This is a genomic window from Mycobacterium sp. 852002-51057_SCH5723018, assembly GCF_001667035.1.
In the GTDB taxonomy this organism is placed as follows: Bacteria; Actinomycetota; Actinomycetes; order Mycobacteriales; family Mycobacteriaceae; genus Mycobacterium.
The window spans coordinates 144086-158456 of sequence record NZ_LZIR01000008.1; the positions used below are offsets into that span (position 1 = coordinate 144086).

Below are 14371 nucleotides of genomic sequence, written 5' to 3' on the forward strand. Positions count from 1 at the left end.
ACGATGCGCTTAGTGATTGCCATGACCGGAGCGACCGGCGCCGCGCTGGGCATCCGGCTGCTGGAAGTCCTGAGGGAGCTCGAGGTCGAGACGCACCTGGTTCTCAGCGACTGGGCGCGCGCGACGATCAAGCTCGAGACCGACCACACCGTCGGCGAGGTCGGGGCGCTGGCTTCCCATTCCTACAGCGCCCGCGATCTCGCGGCCGGCATCTCGAGTGGTTCCTTCCGCACGGACGGCATGGTCGTCTGCCCGTGCAGCATGAAGACGTTGAGTGCCATCCGAATCGGCTTCAGCGACAACCTGATCACCCGCGCCGCCGACGTCACGCTCAAAGAACGCCGCCGGCTTGTCCTGGTCGCCCGGGAGGCTCCGCTGAGCGAGATTCACCTGGAGAACATGCACTACCTGGCGCGCATGGGCGCGGTGATCTTCCCGCCCACGGTCTCTTATTACTCGCGCCCCACCACCGTCGAGGAGGTGACGAACAGCGTCGTCGGCCGGGTCATCGATCAGCTCGGCATCGAGCACTCGCTCATCAAGCGCTGGAAGGACGACGAGCCTTCCATGAACGGCAGCCCGCTGCTTCCCTCCGTCAGAGGAGCGAAATGAGCACCACCACAAGCACTCTCGCGAATCGGCGGGAACCCGACCAGGATGGGCCCGATCTGCGAAGCTGGTTGGCCACACTGGAAGCCGCCAACCAGTTACGCCGCGTCACTGCTCGCGTCGACTGGGACGAGGAGATCGGCGCGATCACCCGTGCCAATCTTTCACTTGGCGGGCCTGCGCTGTTGTTCGAGAACATCGTCGGGCACGAGAACACCCGGTGCACAAAGTTTTTGACCTCGGCCATCGGCAACCGGCGCCAGATCCAGCTCATGCTGGGCCTGCCGGAAGACACCAGCGATTCGGCCGTCGTGCGCCACCTGAAGGACGCTTTCCAGAAGCCCATCGCACCGCGCATGGTCGAGACGGGCCCCGTCAAGGAAAACATCGTCGAGGGCGGTGACATCGACCTGTGGCAATTCCCGGCCCCGAAATGGCATGCCACGGACGGCGGTCGATATATCGACACGTTCTGCGGTGTGGTCACCGAGGACAAGGTGACCGGGCGAGACAACATCGGCGTCTATCGCGGAATGATCGTCGACCGCGACAAGATCGCCAAACTCATGGTGCCCACTCAGGGCTGGGGCGGCCACTTCCAGCAGTACAAGCCCGAGCCGATGCCCGTCGCCGTTGTCTACGGGTGGCACGACGTATTGCCGTTCTGCGCGGGCAGCCCATTCCCCAAGGAAGTCTGCGAATGGGACATGATGGGTGCCCTGCTCGGCCGGCCCGTCGATCTGGTGGCCTGCGAAACGGTGCCCTTGCACGTCCCGGCCAGCGCCGAGATCGTCGTCGAGGGCTACCTCGACCCCGACCCGGCCACCTTCATCGAGGAAGGCCCGTTCGCCGAATACCCCGGCTACCTCGACGGCCACCCCGCGCCGACACCGGTCCTGCGGGTCACCCGGATCACCCACCGCACCGACCCCGTGCTGCGCGGCACCCTGGAAGGGATGCGGCCGGGCTTCCTCGTCGAGGACTCGATGTGCAACTACGCGCGCTCGGCGATCGCCTGGAACATCCTCGAGGGACTCGGGGTCGGCGGCATCACCGACGTATGGATGTCGCAGGTATCCAACGGGACCAATATCGTGGTGCAGATCCACAAGGCCTACCGCGGCCACGCCCAGCAGGTCGCCGCGGCCCTGTGGGGGACCAGCGGGTCGGGCTGGTTCTACAAGCACGTCATGGTCGTGGAGGAGGACATCGACATTCACGATCCCCAGGCCCTCGACTGGGCCGTGGCGTATCGGGTCAACGCAGGCCTCGGCGACATCACCTTCTACGGGCCAACTCTGGGTTCACCGCTGGACCCGTCCACGCCGCCCGAGAAGGCGAACATGGCCAAGTACGGCAGCGGTGAATGGCACCGGGTGCTGATCGACGCCACCCGAAGCTGGGAGTTCGAACCGCGGCCGGAGTGGGGCGGCCGCCACTACCCGGCGATCAACAAGATCACCCCGGAGCTCGAATCCCGCGTGGCCGCCCGCTGGGAGGAGTACGGGATCGGCATCCCCTACCTCGATGACGAGCGCCGCGAACTGCTGACGATGGAGAAGCTGAGCAAGCGGCTGCCCGACGTATAACTAGAGCCACAGTCGCCAAGCAACTGACAAATCGGCCGAAAGGATCCCCATGCCCGTCTATCAGTGTTACAGCCCACCGGGACTGTTGAGCAGGTCTGCAAAAGCCCGAATTGCCGACGAGATCACCACCATTCACACCAACGCAACCGGAGCTCCGGAGTTGTTCGTCAACGTGCTGTTCCAGGAGATCGCGGCAGGCGACTGCTTCGTTTCACGCAAACCGGCAACCAACTCTTACCTGTTCGGCGCTATCCGCTCGGGACGCGACCTCGAAACGCGCCAGGCGATGCTGCGCGAATTCTCGCGGATGTGGACGCGTGTCACCGGCCAGTCCGAGGCCGAATTTCTCGTCGCACTGACCGAAGTCGATCCCGTGAATGCCATGGAGGCAGGGTTGGTCTTGCCCGAGCCCGGTCACGAACAGGATTGGTTCGACGAAAACCGCGACCGGCTCGCCGAATTGGGAGTGATGGCCTGATACGTCCTTCGGCTTCCGATATGCCGACACTCGACTGGTCGTACGCAGGCCCATCTACGTTGAGATGTAACCGAAGCCGAGCGCCGAACCGGAATCGTCGATGACAATGACATGCCGCACGGCATCGCTGATTTGATCACCGATTACGGTCAACCTGTGTGGTTGCCTCTGATTTGATCGACGTCGGTCCGCAATGACAATCACTGTTGTCTAGCGAAATCGCCATCGCCGCAGTAGAACTCGCGTTCCCGATGGCGTTAGCCTTGCGGGGGGCAACGAGCGGCAGGCATCTTACGCTTCGCTGCCGATCGCATGGGACTAGGAGGAGTTGATGCAATACGGGGAGCGGAACAACGCCGTTGTTTTGGGGGCAAGTATGGGCGGCCTGCTGGCTGCACGTGTTCTGGCCGACTTCTATCGGACCGTCACCGTGGTGGAGCGCGACCGGCTGCCCGATGATCCGGTAAACCGGCGTGGCGTACCGCAGGGCAGGCATCCGCACGCGCTACTTGGCAAGGCGGTGGAGATAACTGGCGACCTGTTTCCCGGCATATTCGATCAGCTGGTGGCCGATGGCGCAGTGAGGTGGAACGACGGCGACCTTTCGAGATTCTGGTCAATGTTCGCGGGTCATCTGATGGTCCGCTCGGCGATTCCGGACCCCGCCTCGCTGACCGACTACCACGTGAGCCGACCGCTTCTGGAATTCGCGGTCCGGCGCGCGGTGCGCAAGATTCCGAACGTAGAAATTCTTGAGGAACACGACTTCGTCGGCGTCACGGCTGACGCCGATCACGCTCGTATCACCGGCGCACGCGTGCATAAACACGGAAGTACAGGCGAATCGGTCATCGCGGCAGATCTCGTTGTGGATGCCACTGGGCGAGGCTCGCGAATGCCGGTATTCCTGGAGGAACTCGGCTACCGCCGACCTCGGGTCGACGAGGTCGAGACGCAAGTCGCCTATGCCACTTTGCCCGTTCGCATTCCGCGTGGCACGCTGCATGAACTCGTCGCGGCTAACTATCCCATTCCGTCCCGCTCGACGATGTTCGCGATGTTCGCGTGCGAGAACGACATGTATCTGGTGCTCGGCGGCACCATTGGTGGTCAAGAACCACCCGCCGACCGCACCGAATTGCTCGACCTTGTTGCCACACTTGCCCCTCGCAACATTACGGCGGCCGTTCGGTCGGCTGAGCCGCTTGCCGATATCGCACAGCATCGGATCCCGTCCAACCGCTGGCGGCGCTACGACAAACTATCCCGCACACCAGAAGGGCTGTTGGTGTTTGGCGATGCAATCTGTTCCTTCAACCCCATCTACGGCCAAGGCATGACTGTTGCTGCACTCGAGGCCGAGGCGTTGCGTGACTGCCTACGCAAGGGGAATCGCAATGTCCCACGACGGTTCTACCGCAAATCGGCCAAGGGGATTCAGGTGGCTTGGCGGACGGCGGTCAGCTCTGATTTGGCGCTCCCGCAGGTGCCCGGCCGGCGGCCGCTATCCCTGCGGGTCATGAACTCCTACATGGACCGGGTTCTGATCGCCACCGAGACGGATCCGGTTGTCGCGCAGCAATTCTTCCGGGTGGTGTGGATGCTGGACGGCCCTGCAGCGCTCTTCCGTCCCCACATTGTCTCTCGCATCGCGAAGGTGAACCGTGCTCGAGCGCAAAACCATGAGCAGCTGGAGGAGTGCAATAATTGAACAAATCGGATTCGCCCCAAACAAGGCAGCTACGCCGCCGGCGGCGTCGTGTGAAACCGTGTCCGATGGGTTGTGTTTCCATCTCGCTGCGTGCCCAGCATCGTCGACAGGTGGCTGTTTCGGGTGAAGTATCACCTGCATCCCTCGAAGGACACAGCGGGCGAGCGTTGATCGCAAGACCAACCGGTCGATGGAATCAACGACGTTCAATCGGCCATGGTAGGCAGCGGCGGGATCGGTGGCCGGGGTTACCTCGACTTCGCGGATGTCGACAGCTTTGTCGAGACCACGGGCGGCCCAGCCGCGTCTAGCCGGCGGCTTCCTTGTCGAATTCCGAGGCGATGTCGCGGGCGACGCGCTTGAGCAGCGGGGTGACCTCCGTGGCGGATTTCAGCGTGACGCGCGCCGCTGGGCCCGAGATCGAGATCGCCGTCAGCGACGGCGCGTCGGGCACCGGCACGGCGAAGCAGCGCACGCCGACCTCCTGCTCACCTTCGTCGACGGCGTAGCCGCGGGAGCGGCACAACTCGATATCTTGGAGCAACTCCTCGGGGGTCGTATGGGAGTTCTCGGTGGACGCGGGCATCCCCGTTCGCGAAACCAGTGCGCGCACCGAATCGTTGGGCAGCTGCATCAGCAAAGCCTTGCCCACGCCGGTGCAATGCGGGTACACGCGCCGGCCCACCTCGGTGAACATGCGCATCGAGTGCGGCGACGGCACCTGGGCGACATAGACGGCCATGTCGTTGTCCATCAGCGCCATGTTCGCCGTCTCGCCGGTCCGTTCCACCAGCTCCAGCAAATGCGGCCGTGACCACATGCCGACGAGATGACCGGCGCTCTCGCCCAGGCGGATCAGCTTGGGCCCCAAGGAGTAATTGCGGTTGGGAAGCTGGCGCACATAACCCATACCGAGCAGGGTGCGGGCGAGCCGGTGAATCGTCGGCGCCGGAAGGTCCGCGCGCGCCGCCAGGTCCCCCAGCGCACCCGTTCCCCCCATGGTGGCCAAGATCTCCAGCAGCTCGAATGCCCGCTCAACCGACTGAACACCGCCCGTGCCCCGAGTTCCGCGAGTGTCGCGAGCCATCACCGCTTCCGATCCAGCCCCGCCTGGAGCCCGTCATTTTGACTGGGCTTTTTCGTATCACGAAATACACGCCAGCAGCAAGGCGCGCCGCGCGGCTAGTCGTAGAGCAGCGCGGCGGTGGGGGAGTCGTCGATCGATGCGGCTAGTTCGCCGTGTTCGGTGATGTTGTCGATGTCGGTGCCCATCGCGATGTTGGTGATTCGTTCCAAAAAGATCTCCACCACGACGGGGACCTTGTGTTCGCGCGCGAGTTGTTGCGCGCGGGTGAGCGCCGGCCCGATCGCGTCGGGCTCGGTGACCTGAATGGCCTTGCAGCCCAGGCCTTCCACCACGCTGCGGTGGTCGACGCCGTATCCCTTGGGCATCTCGGTGTTGCCGGACTCCTGGGCGTTGATGTTGTCGAAGGCCAGCGAGACGAAGTAGTTCATGTCGAAGCTGAGCTGGGCCTGGCGGATGAGCCCCAGGTAGGAATTGTTCACCAGGACATGGACGTACGGCAGGTTGAACTGCGCCCCGACGGCCAGCTCCTCGATCAGGAATTGGAAGTCGTAGTCGCCGGAGAGGCCGACCACCGTGGCGGTGGGATCGGCGGTGACCACGCCCAGCGCGGCGGGCACGGTCCAGCCGAGCGGTCCGGCCTGGCCGCAGTTGATCCAGTGGCGCGGCTTGAACACCTGCAGGAACTGCCCGCCGGCGATCTGGGAGAGCCCAATTGCGGTGACGTAGCGGACATTGCGGCCGAAGGCCCGGTTCATCTCTTCGTAGACGCGTTGCGGCTTGATCGGAATGTCGTCGAAGTGGGTCTTGCGGTGCAGTGTCTTCTTGCGGTGTTGGCAGTCAGCGACCCAGCCACTCCAGTCCGGCAGCGTGCCGGCGGCGGCGCGCTCGGTCGCGAGTGCCACCAGCAGTTCCAGGGCCGCCTTGGCGTCGGAGACGATGCCCAGGTCGGGGGCGAAGACGCGGCCGATCTGCGTGGGTTCGATGTCGATGTGCACGAAGCGGCGGCCGCGCCGGTAGGTGTCCAGCCCACCGGTGTGGCGGTTGGCCCACCTGTTGCCGATTCCGAGGACGAAGTCGGATTCCAGCAAGGTGGCGTTGCCGTAGCGGTGCGCGGTCTGCAAGCCGACCATCCCGGCCGCCAAGCGGTGGTCGTCGGGAATCGTGCCCCAGCCCATCAGCGTGGGCACCACCGGGACGTTGAGCAGCTCGGCCAGCTCGACGAGCAGGTCGCAGGCGTCGGCGTTGATGATGCCCCCGCCGGCGACGAGGAGCGGTCGTTGTGCCGTTTGCAGCATGTCGAGCGCTTTGGCTATCTGGGCCGGGCTGGCCGCGGGTTTGTAGACCGACAGGGGAGCGTAAGTCGCAGGGTCGAAATCGATTTCGGCCATCTGAACATCGATGGGCAAGTCGATCAGCACCGGTCCTGGCCGCCCGGAGCGCATCAGGTGGAAGGCCTGGGCGAACGCGCCGGGAACCTGTCCGGGCTCCAGAACCGTCATCGCCAGCTTCGTCACCGGCGCGGCGATGGCGGCGATGTCGACGGCCTGAAAGTCCTCCTTGTGCAGCTTGTTCACCGGCGCCTGGCCGGTGATCGCCAGGATCGGAATGGAATCGGCGCTGGCCGAATACAATCCGGTGATCATGTCGGTGCCGGCCGGTCCCGAGGTGCCGATGCACACGCCGATGTTGCCGGGCGCTGCCCGGGTGTATCCCTCGGCCATGTGGCTGGCGGCCTCGACGTGGCGGGCCAGCACGTGCCGGATCCCGCCGTGGGCGCGCATGGCCGAGTAAAACGGGTTGATGGCGGCGCCCGGCAGGCCGAACGCCTGTGTGGCACCCTCGATTTCGAGAATCCTGACGGCCGCGTCGACCGTGCGCATCCGCGCCATTGCGCTAGCCTTCCCCGCGCCCGGATAACCGCTCGACGCCCAGCAGCAGGCCGGAATGGTCCAGAGCCCCTTCGCCGTTGGCGAGCGCGGCAGCCATCAGCTGAGCGACCACCGCCCCCAGCGGGATGACGACGTCGGCCTCGCGGGCCGCGCTGGTCACGATGCCCAAGTCCTTGTGGTGCAGTTCGATCCGAAATCCCGGATCGAAATTGCGGGCCAACATCTTTGCGGCCTTTTGATCCAGCACCGCCGAACCGGCCAGGCCGCCGCCCAGCACCTTGACCGCCGCGTCGAGGTCGACGCCGTAGGCGCGCAGGAAAGTGATCGCCTCGGCGAGCAGTTCGATGTTGCCGGCCACGATGAGTTGATTGGCGGCCTTGACGGTCTGGCCCGCTCCGTTGGGGCCGACGTGCACGATCGTCTTGCCGACCATGTCCAGAATCGGCTTGGCAGCGGCGAAGTCGTCGTCCGTCGCCCCAACCATGATGGACAGCGATGCGTTCTTGGCGCCGACCTCTCCGCCGGAGACGGGGGCGTCGATGAGGCGCAGCCCGCGCCGCTTGGCCTCCTCGGCTAGTTGCACGGTGACGTCGGGCCGGATCGAGGAGAAGTCGATCACCAGGGTCCCCGGCTGGGCGTGCGCGAAAACGCCGCCTTCCGAGAGCAATACGTCCTGCACGTCGGGGGAGTCGGGCACCATGACGGCCACCACGTCGGCATCCTTCACGGCTTCCTCGATCGACTCGGCCGCGGCGCCGCCCGCCTCCACCAGTGCAGCGGTGCGCTCGGGCGAACGGTTGTAGCCGACGACGGCGAGGCCGGCGCCGGCCAGGTGGCATGCCATGGGGCTGCCCATGATGCCCAACCCGATGAAGGCGATGGTGCTCATTGATTCCTCGTTCCTGCCGGTGTCGCAAGGGATTCGATGTTGACGCCGCCGCGCCCACGCTCGGCCGGCGGCAGCCAGTCGAAGGTGTCGGGCCGGGTGGGCTTGTACTCGAGACCGATGTACCCGCCGTAGCCGTGCTCGAGCAGCATCCCGATATGGTCGTCGAGCGGGATCGCCCCGGTCCCCGGCTCGCCGCGGCCGGGGGCATCCGCGATTTGGACGTGGCCGATCCGATCGGCATGTGCACGAAGCGCGCCGGCCACGTCGTCGCCGTTGACGTGCAGGTGATACAGGTCGGCAAGCACCCGCAGATTGTCGTGACCCGCCCGTTCGCGCACTCGATCGACGACTGCAACGGCATCCGCCGCGGTCTTGATCGGGTAGCGGGGCGCACCGCTGACCGGCTCGATGAGAACCGTCGCGCCGATGCGTCGGGCGGCTTCCGCCGCGTATGCAAGACTGTCGGCCGCCACGTCATCCTGTGTCGCGGGCGACAGGCCCTCGATGCGGTTGCCGTAGAGCGCATTAAAGGCTCGAGTGCCCAACCTTTCCGCGATGCCGACGGCGACGTCGACATTGTCACGGAACGCGGTCAGCAGCGCGGGGTCGGAGAGGATGCCCCGGTCGCCGGCCGCCATGTCACCTGCCATAAAGTTCAGCCCGCTCAGTTGGACCCCGGCGTCTTGGATGGCTCGAACGAATGCGTCGACGTCGGTATCCGGCGGTGTCGGTTCGGCGAACGGCCACCAGAATTCGACCGCCTCAAAGCCCGCCACCCGCGCCACCGCCGGGCGGTCCAGCAGCGGCAGATCGGTCAAGAGGATCGAGCAGTTAACCGTGTAGGTCGCAGTCGCCACGGCAGTCCTTCCTAGTGCGCCGGCGCCGGTGCCGCAGGTCCCCGCAACCGAGTATCAGCCGGGGTTACGAGCGGTGCGGATGGATTTCACAATACGGAATTATCAAACCGAACTACGGAATAAGTGAAGGCGATCCAGGGAGGCATGTCAAGCCCGCGCGGTGGGTTGTTTCCGCAGAACATCGCCAGGCCGGAACGATAATTCACCCCAGATTTACTGACAACATGGGTTTCCTTTGACAGGAAAACGTGAGCTGTGACACGTTGAAACGGCCGAAATCATGATTCCGTAATACGGAATACCCCCGGAAGTGGGCGCCGGCTTGCGTGCCAGAGGAAAGGAACTTGCCAATGACGGCACTAGACGAGCGCAGCGGCGACCTCGTCGTCAGCATCCCGGACGTCCAGGTCATAACCGATCCGGATGTGACGGAGGGCTACCGACGCGACCGGGCCGGTGACCCGGACGCCGGGCACCCGCTGGCGGTGGTGCGCGCCAAGAGCACGGCGGACGTTCAGGCGGTGATGCGGTGGGCCAGCGCGGCCGACGTTCCGGTGGTGCCGCGCGGCGCGGGCACCGGGCTGTCGGGCGGTGCCACCGCGGTCGACGGCGGCATCGTGCTGTCCACCGAGCTGATGCGCAACATCGAAATCGACCCGGTCACCCGGACCGCGGTGGTGCAGCCGGGACTCATCAACGCCGAGGTCAAGCGCGCGGTCGCCGAGCATGGGCTGTGGTATCCGCCCGACCCGTCGTCGTTCGAAATCTGCTCGATCGGGGGCAACGCCGCAACCAATGCGGGCGGTCTGTGTTGCGTAAAGTATGGCGTGACAACCGATTACATCCTAGGGTTGGAAGTCGTCCTCGCCGACGGAACGGTGGTGCGTCTCGGGGGACCCCGCCTGAAGGACTCCGCTGGGCTCTCGCTCACCAAGCTGTTTGTCGGAAGCGAGGGAACGCTCGGTGTCATTACCGAGCTCACTCTTCGATTGCTGCCGCCGCAGCCGCCCGCCAGCACCGTCGTGGCGTCATTCTCCTCGGTGCGCGACGCCACGAACGCGGTTTGCGAGATCACCCGCGTCATGCGCCCGGCGATGCTCGAATTCATGGACCGCGCCTCGATCGCCGCGGTCGAAAAGCACCTCAAGATGGGCCTGGACCTGGAAGCCCACGCGATCATCATCGCCCAATCCGACTCACCCGGCGATCGTGGCAACGAAATCGCCTTCATGGCCGAGGTCCTCGAACACAACAACGCCACCGACGTGTTCGCCACCGACGATCCCGCCGAGGGCGAGGCGTTCACCGCCGCACGACGATTCGCCATTCCGGCCGTCGAGCGTCTGGGTCACCTCCTGCTCGAGGACGTCGGCGTTCCGCTGCCCAAGCTGCCCGCGCTCATCGAGGGCATCGAGGCTATTGCCGACAAGCGTGACATCGTCTGCGCGGTCATCGCCCACGCCGGTGACGGCAACACCCACCCCCTGATCGTGCACGACCCGGCCGATCCCGACCAATCACGGCGCGCACACCTTGCGTTCGGCGAAATCATGGAACTGGCGATAGAACTCGGCGGCACCATCACGGGCGAGCATGGCGTGGGGCGGCTCAAGAAGGGCTGGCTGCCGGATCAGGTGGGGCCCAACGTGATGGATCTGACCCGTCGGATCAAGCGGGCATTGGATCCGCAGAACATCCTCAATCCCGGGGCGGTGCTCTAGATGTTCCAGCCCGACTACACACCGGTCGCCCATTCCCTTGGCTGGAGCGCCGCCGTCGCCGCGCTGCCACTGGTCATCATGTTCGTGCTCCTTGGTGGGCTTCGGGTACGCGCGCCCATCGCGGCCGCCGTCGGCGTCGCGACCGCAGCGCTGATCGCGTGGGGTGTCTACAACATGCCCGTGGCCCAGGTCGCCGACTCGGCCGTACTGGGGTTCACCTACGGGATGTTTCCCATTATGTGGTTGGTGCTCAACGCAATCTGGATCTACAACCTGACCGTCCAGACCGGTCATCGCGACGTGCTGTGCAGGTCGATGGCTTCCATCTCACCGGACCAGAGGATTCAGGCCGTCATCGTCGCGTTCTGCTTCGGCGCCCTCATCGAGGGCTTGGCCGGCTTCGGCACCCCGGTGGCCATCACGTCGTTGATGTTGGTCGCGCTGCGATTCTCACCGCTCAAGGCCGCCTCCGTGGCGCTCGTGGCCAACACCGCCCCGGTGGCGTTCGCCTCCTTGGGAATTCCGATCGTCGCGCTGTCGGGCGTCACCGGACTTTCCCTTGACACGCTCGGCGCCATGGTCGGTCGGCAAACCCCGATACTGGCGTGCATCGTCCCCTTCATCCTGATCTTCATGGTCGACGGCCGCAGAGGCCTCAAGCAGGCCTGGCCAGCGGCCGCGATGGGCGGCGGCGTCTACGCGATCATTCAATTCTTCTGTTCCAACTTCTTTTCCGTCGAACTCACCGACATTGCCGGATCGATCATCAGCGCGGGCTCCATTGTGGCTTTGCTCCGCGTCTGGCGTCCGAAGGCTCCGCTGGACGGCGCAACCGAGGAGGAAGCGGCCCGGCCACAATCCGAAAGCATGACAGCGCCTTTGGGCCCCATGCACGTTGACCGTTCGGACGTTTCCGTGCTGACCGCCCCGCCGGCAAGCGGAGTGCGCGAGGAGGTGGCCGACTCGCGTCGGGACGTCCTGCTTGCCTATGCGCCGTACGTGATGGTCACCGCGATCTTCACGCTCTCGATGTGGAAGCCGTTCACCGCCCTCCTCAAGCACGGCGGCACCAGCTTCGCCTGGCCCGGCCTGCACGTGGCCAACGCCGCGCACAAACCCTCCGCCCTGGCCGTCTTCAAGTTCGACTTCCTGTCCAGCGCAGGCACATTGCTGCTCATCAGCGGGCTGCTCACCATGCTCGTCCTGCGTACCTCCGCGAGCCAGGCGGCACGAGCATACGTAAGCGCGGCGATCCAACTGCGCAGCGCCGCAATAACTGTCGGTTTGGTATTGGCGCTCGCCTACCTGCTGAACCTGTCCGGTGAGACCACCACATTGGGCCTGTGGATCGCCGGGGCCGGTGCCCTGCTGGGGGTCGTTTCGCCGATCATCGGCTGGCTCGGTGTCACCGTCACCGGTTCCGATACCTCCTCCAACTCGCTGTTCGGAGTGCTGCAGGTCAGTGCGGCGCACGCGGCCGGCATCAGCCCAACCCTGTTGGCGGCGGCGAACTCCTCGGGCGGGGTGATCGGAAAGATGCTTTCGCCACAGAGCTTGGTCATTGCCACCGCCGCGGTGCAGATGAAGGGCAAAGAAGGCGACCTGTTCCGCAAGGTGTTCAAGTGGAGCCTGCTCCTGCTCGGTCTGATGTGCGTGCTGGTGTACCTGCAGAGCACCTCGTGGCTCGGGTGGATGGTCGTCTGATGGGCGGCCATATCGTGCTGGCGCCCGACAAGTTCAAGGGGTCCTTGACGGCCCAGCAAGCCGCGCGGGCGATGGCGCAGGGCGTGTGGCGGGCCGATCCGAGGGTGACCACGAACGCCTGCCCCGTCGCCGACGGTGGGGAGGGGACCCTCGATGCCGTCCTGGCCGCCGGTTTCGAACGAATCCCCGCCTATGTCAAGGGGCCAACCGGCACGGCGGTGCAAACCGCCTACGCCCGGATGGACAAGCGTGCGGTCATCGAGATGGCCGACGTCTGCGGCCTCCAGCGGCTGCCCACCGCGACACCGGCGCCGATGACCGCGACCAGCTACGGGCTGGGAAGCGTTGTGGCCCAAGCGCTCGACGACGGCTGCCGCGACATCGTCATCACCATCGGGGGCAGCGCGAGCACCGATGGCGGCGCCGGGATGCTCATGGCGCTGGGCGCCGCGGTCCTCGACCGCCGCGGCAGGCCGATCGGTCCCGGTGGCCGCGGGCTGGGCGAGGCGGCTCAGGTACATCTCGGCGGGTTGCATCCGGCCATTGCGGAAAGCGCGTTCACTCTGGCCGCCGACGTCGACAGCCCGCTGTGCGGACCGCACGGGGCCGCGACCGTCTACGGACCGCAGAAGGGCGCCGACGACGAGCAGGTGGCGGCGCTCGAGCGCGGCCTTTCCCGATGGGCCAACCTGGTAGACCGGGCCAGCCGCACCGACTGTCGGGGCGCGCCTGGCGCCGGCGCGGCCGGCGGCGTGGGATTTGCCGCGCTGTCCGTCCTGGGCGCGCGCATGCGACCCGGCATCGAGATGGTCCTCGAGCTCATCGAGCTGGACCGAAATATGTTGGGCGCCAAGGTCGTCGTGACCGGCGAGGGATCCCTCGACGCTCAATCCCTGCGCGGCAAGGCGCCCATCGGGGTATCCCGATGCGCCCACAAATACGGCGTACCGACCTTCGCCATCGCGGGGGTGTCGACCCTGAGCAGCGCCGAGGCTCGCGCGGCGGGCTTCGCCGTGGTCCGCACTCTCACCGAACTCGAACCCGATCCCCGACGGTGCATCAGGTACGCCGACGAGCTGCTGACGCAGGTGACCGAACAGCTCATCCGCGAATGCAGCGCAAACCATGACGATCCGCAAGACCGCAGGGAGGGCGTAAGCCATGAGTGAGTACTGGCATGACGATGAGCGGCGCCGGGTGCTGCATTGGTATGACTTTGCTTGTCCGTTTTCCTATGTCGGGCAGTGCCGTAACGCGCTTCTGATCGAGGCGGGGTTCGAGGTCGTGGCGTTGCCGTTTCAGGCGCACCCGGGCATGCCCCGCGGGGGCCTGCCGGTCAACCCGGGCGGCGGGCCGAGGTACTCGCTGCTTGAACAGGAGGCCCGAGCGGCGGGGCTGGAGCTGCGTTGGCCGCGGCGAATACCGCACACCCGACGGGCGCTGGCGGCCGCGGAGTGGGTGCGACGCAATCAGCCCGCTGTTTTCGGCGAGTTTCAGCGCAGCCTGTTCGAGGCCCATTTTGTTGACGGGGATGACCTTGATGATCAAACGGTCATCGACAGGCACGCGGCGGCGACCGGTGTCGATGTGCGCGGCCTGCATTTCGCGCTGGCCGACGGCAGCGCTGCCGGGGCGGTCAGTCAGGCCGAGTGGATCGGCCGTCAACTCGGGTTGGACGGCACACCGGCCTGGCTGGTCGACGGGCGCTTGATGATCGGGCTGCAGCCCGCGTCGGCCTTCGAGCGCCTCACCCCGATGACCGTGCGGGTCTCTCGGTAAAGACCGGCTGGTCAGCGCGCGATTTGGCCGCCGCCACGCGTGTTCGGTAACCTGTCAT

General features: G+C 65.6%; 12 protein-coding genes. 8 read left to right on the forward strand and 4 right to left on the reverse strand.

What is annotated here, in order from left to right:
• Positions 1-3 precede the first annotated feature (3 nt).
• The 4 genes from A5764_RS03070 to A5764_RS03085 all read left to right on the forward strand — a co-directional run bounded on the left by A5764_RS03070 (position 4) and on the right by A5764_RS03085 (position 4387).
• Positions 4-612: a UbiX family flavin prenyltransferase gene (locus A5764_RS03070; protein ID WP_067108325.1), complete on the forward strand. Its 609-nt coding sequence runs from the start codon at positions 4-6 to the stop codon at positions 610-612.
• The gene (locus A5764_RS03075) at positions 609-2198 is read left to right on the forward strand and encodes a UbiD family decarboxylase (protein ID WP_067108329.1); all 1590 of its coding nucleotides are present in this window, start codon (positions 609-611) and stop codon (positions 2196-2198) included. Before A5764_RS03070 ends, A5764_RS03075 begins: the two co-directional genes overlap by 4 nt.
• Before the next feature lie 49 nt (positions 2199-2247).
• The gene (locus A5764_RS03080; protein ID WP_067108333.1) at positions 2248-2676 is read left to right on the forward strand and encodes a tautomerase family protein; all 429 of its coding nucleotides are present in this window, start codon (positions 2248-2250) and stop codon (positions 2674-2676) included.
• A gap of 331 nt (positions 2677-3007) precedes the next feature.
• On the forward strand, positions 3008-4387 hold the full coding sequence (locus A5764_RS03085) for an NAD(P)/FAD-dependent oxidoreductase (protein WP_197501185.1): 1380 nt from the start codon (positions 3008-3010) through the stop codon (positions 4385-4387).
• Between the two features lie 307 nt (positions 4388-4694).
• Here A5764_RS03085 and A5764_RS03090 read toward each other — a convergent pair whose 3' ends face one another.
• The 4 genes from A5764_RS03090 to A5764_RS03105 form a co-directional block, all read right to left on the reverse strand.
• Complete coding sequence (locus A5764_RS03090; RefSeq protein ID WP_067108339.1) at positions 4695-5474, reverse strand: IclR family transcriptional regulator; 780 nt, start codon at positions 5472-5474, stop codon at positions 4695-4697.
• Positions 5475-5569: 95 nt separating this feature from the next.
• A complete protein-coding gene (gene gcl / locus A5764_RS03095) occupies positions 5570-7363 on the reverse strand; it encodes a glyoxylate carboligase (RefSeq protein WP_067108342.1) in 1794 nt (597 codons plus the stop codon).
• Positions 7364-7367: 4 nt separating this feature from the next.
• Positions 7368-8285, reverse strand: a complete 918-nt coding sequence (locus A5764_RS03100; protein ID WP_231989594.1) for a 2-hydroxy-3-oxopropionate reductase — start codon at positions 8283-8285, stop codon at positions 7368-7370.
• Positions 8249-9109, reverse strand: a complete 861-nt coding sequence (locus A5764_RS03105) for a hydroxypyruvate isomerase family protein (RefSeq protein ID WP_067108350.1) — start codon at positions 9107-9109, stop codon at positions 8249-8251. Before A5764_RS03105 ends, A5764_RS03100 begins: the two co-directional genes overlap by 37 nt.
• Before the next feature lie 350 nt (positions 9110-9459).
• Here A5764_RS03105 and A5764_RS03110 point away from each other — a divergent pair, with 350 nt between their 5' ends.
• The 4 genes from A5764_RS03110 to A5764_RS03125 are packed head-to-tail and all read left to right on the forward strand — an operon-like array spanning position 9460 to position 14313.
• Positions 9460-10830 (forward strand): FAD-binding oxidoreductase, encoded by a 1371-nt coding sequence (locus A5764_RS03110; protein WP_067108353.1) that lies wholly within the window; start codon positions 9460-9462, stop codon positions 10828-10830.
• Positions 10831-12534 carry an L-lactate permease gene (locus A5764_RS03115; protein WP_067108356.1) on the forward strand — a complete coding sequence of 568 codons (1704 nt, stop codon included), beginning with the start codon at positions 10831-10833 and terminating at the stop codon, positions 12532-12534. It begins immediately after the preceding gene.
• The gene (locus tag A5764_RS03120) at positions 12534-13703 is read left to right on the forward strand and encodes a glycerate kinase (RefSeq protein ID WP_067108359.1); all 1170 of its coding nucleotides are present in this window, start codon (positions 12534-12536) and stop codon (positions 13701-13703) included. Before A5764_RS03115 ends, A5764_RS03120 begins: the two co-directional genes overlap by 1 nt.
• Complete coding sequence (locus tag A5764_RS03125; protein ID WP_067108362.1) at positions 13696-14313, forward strand: DsbA family protein; 618 nt, start codon at positions 13696-13698, stop codon at positions 14311-14313. The genes A5764_RS03120 and A5764_RS03125 overlap by 8 nt, the downstream gene beginning before the upstream one ends.
• Positions 14314-14371 lie beyond the last annotated feature (58 nt).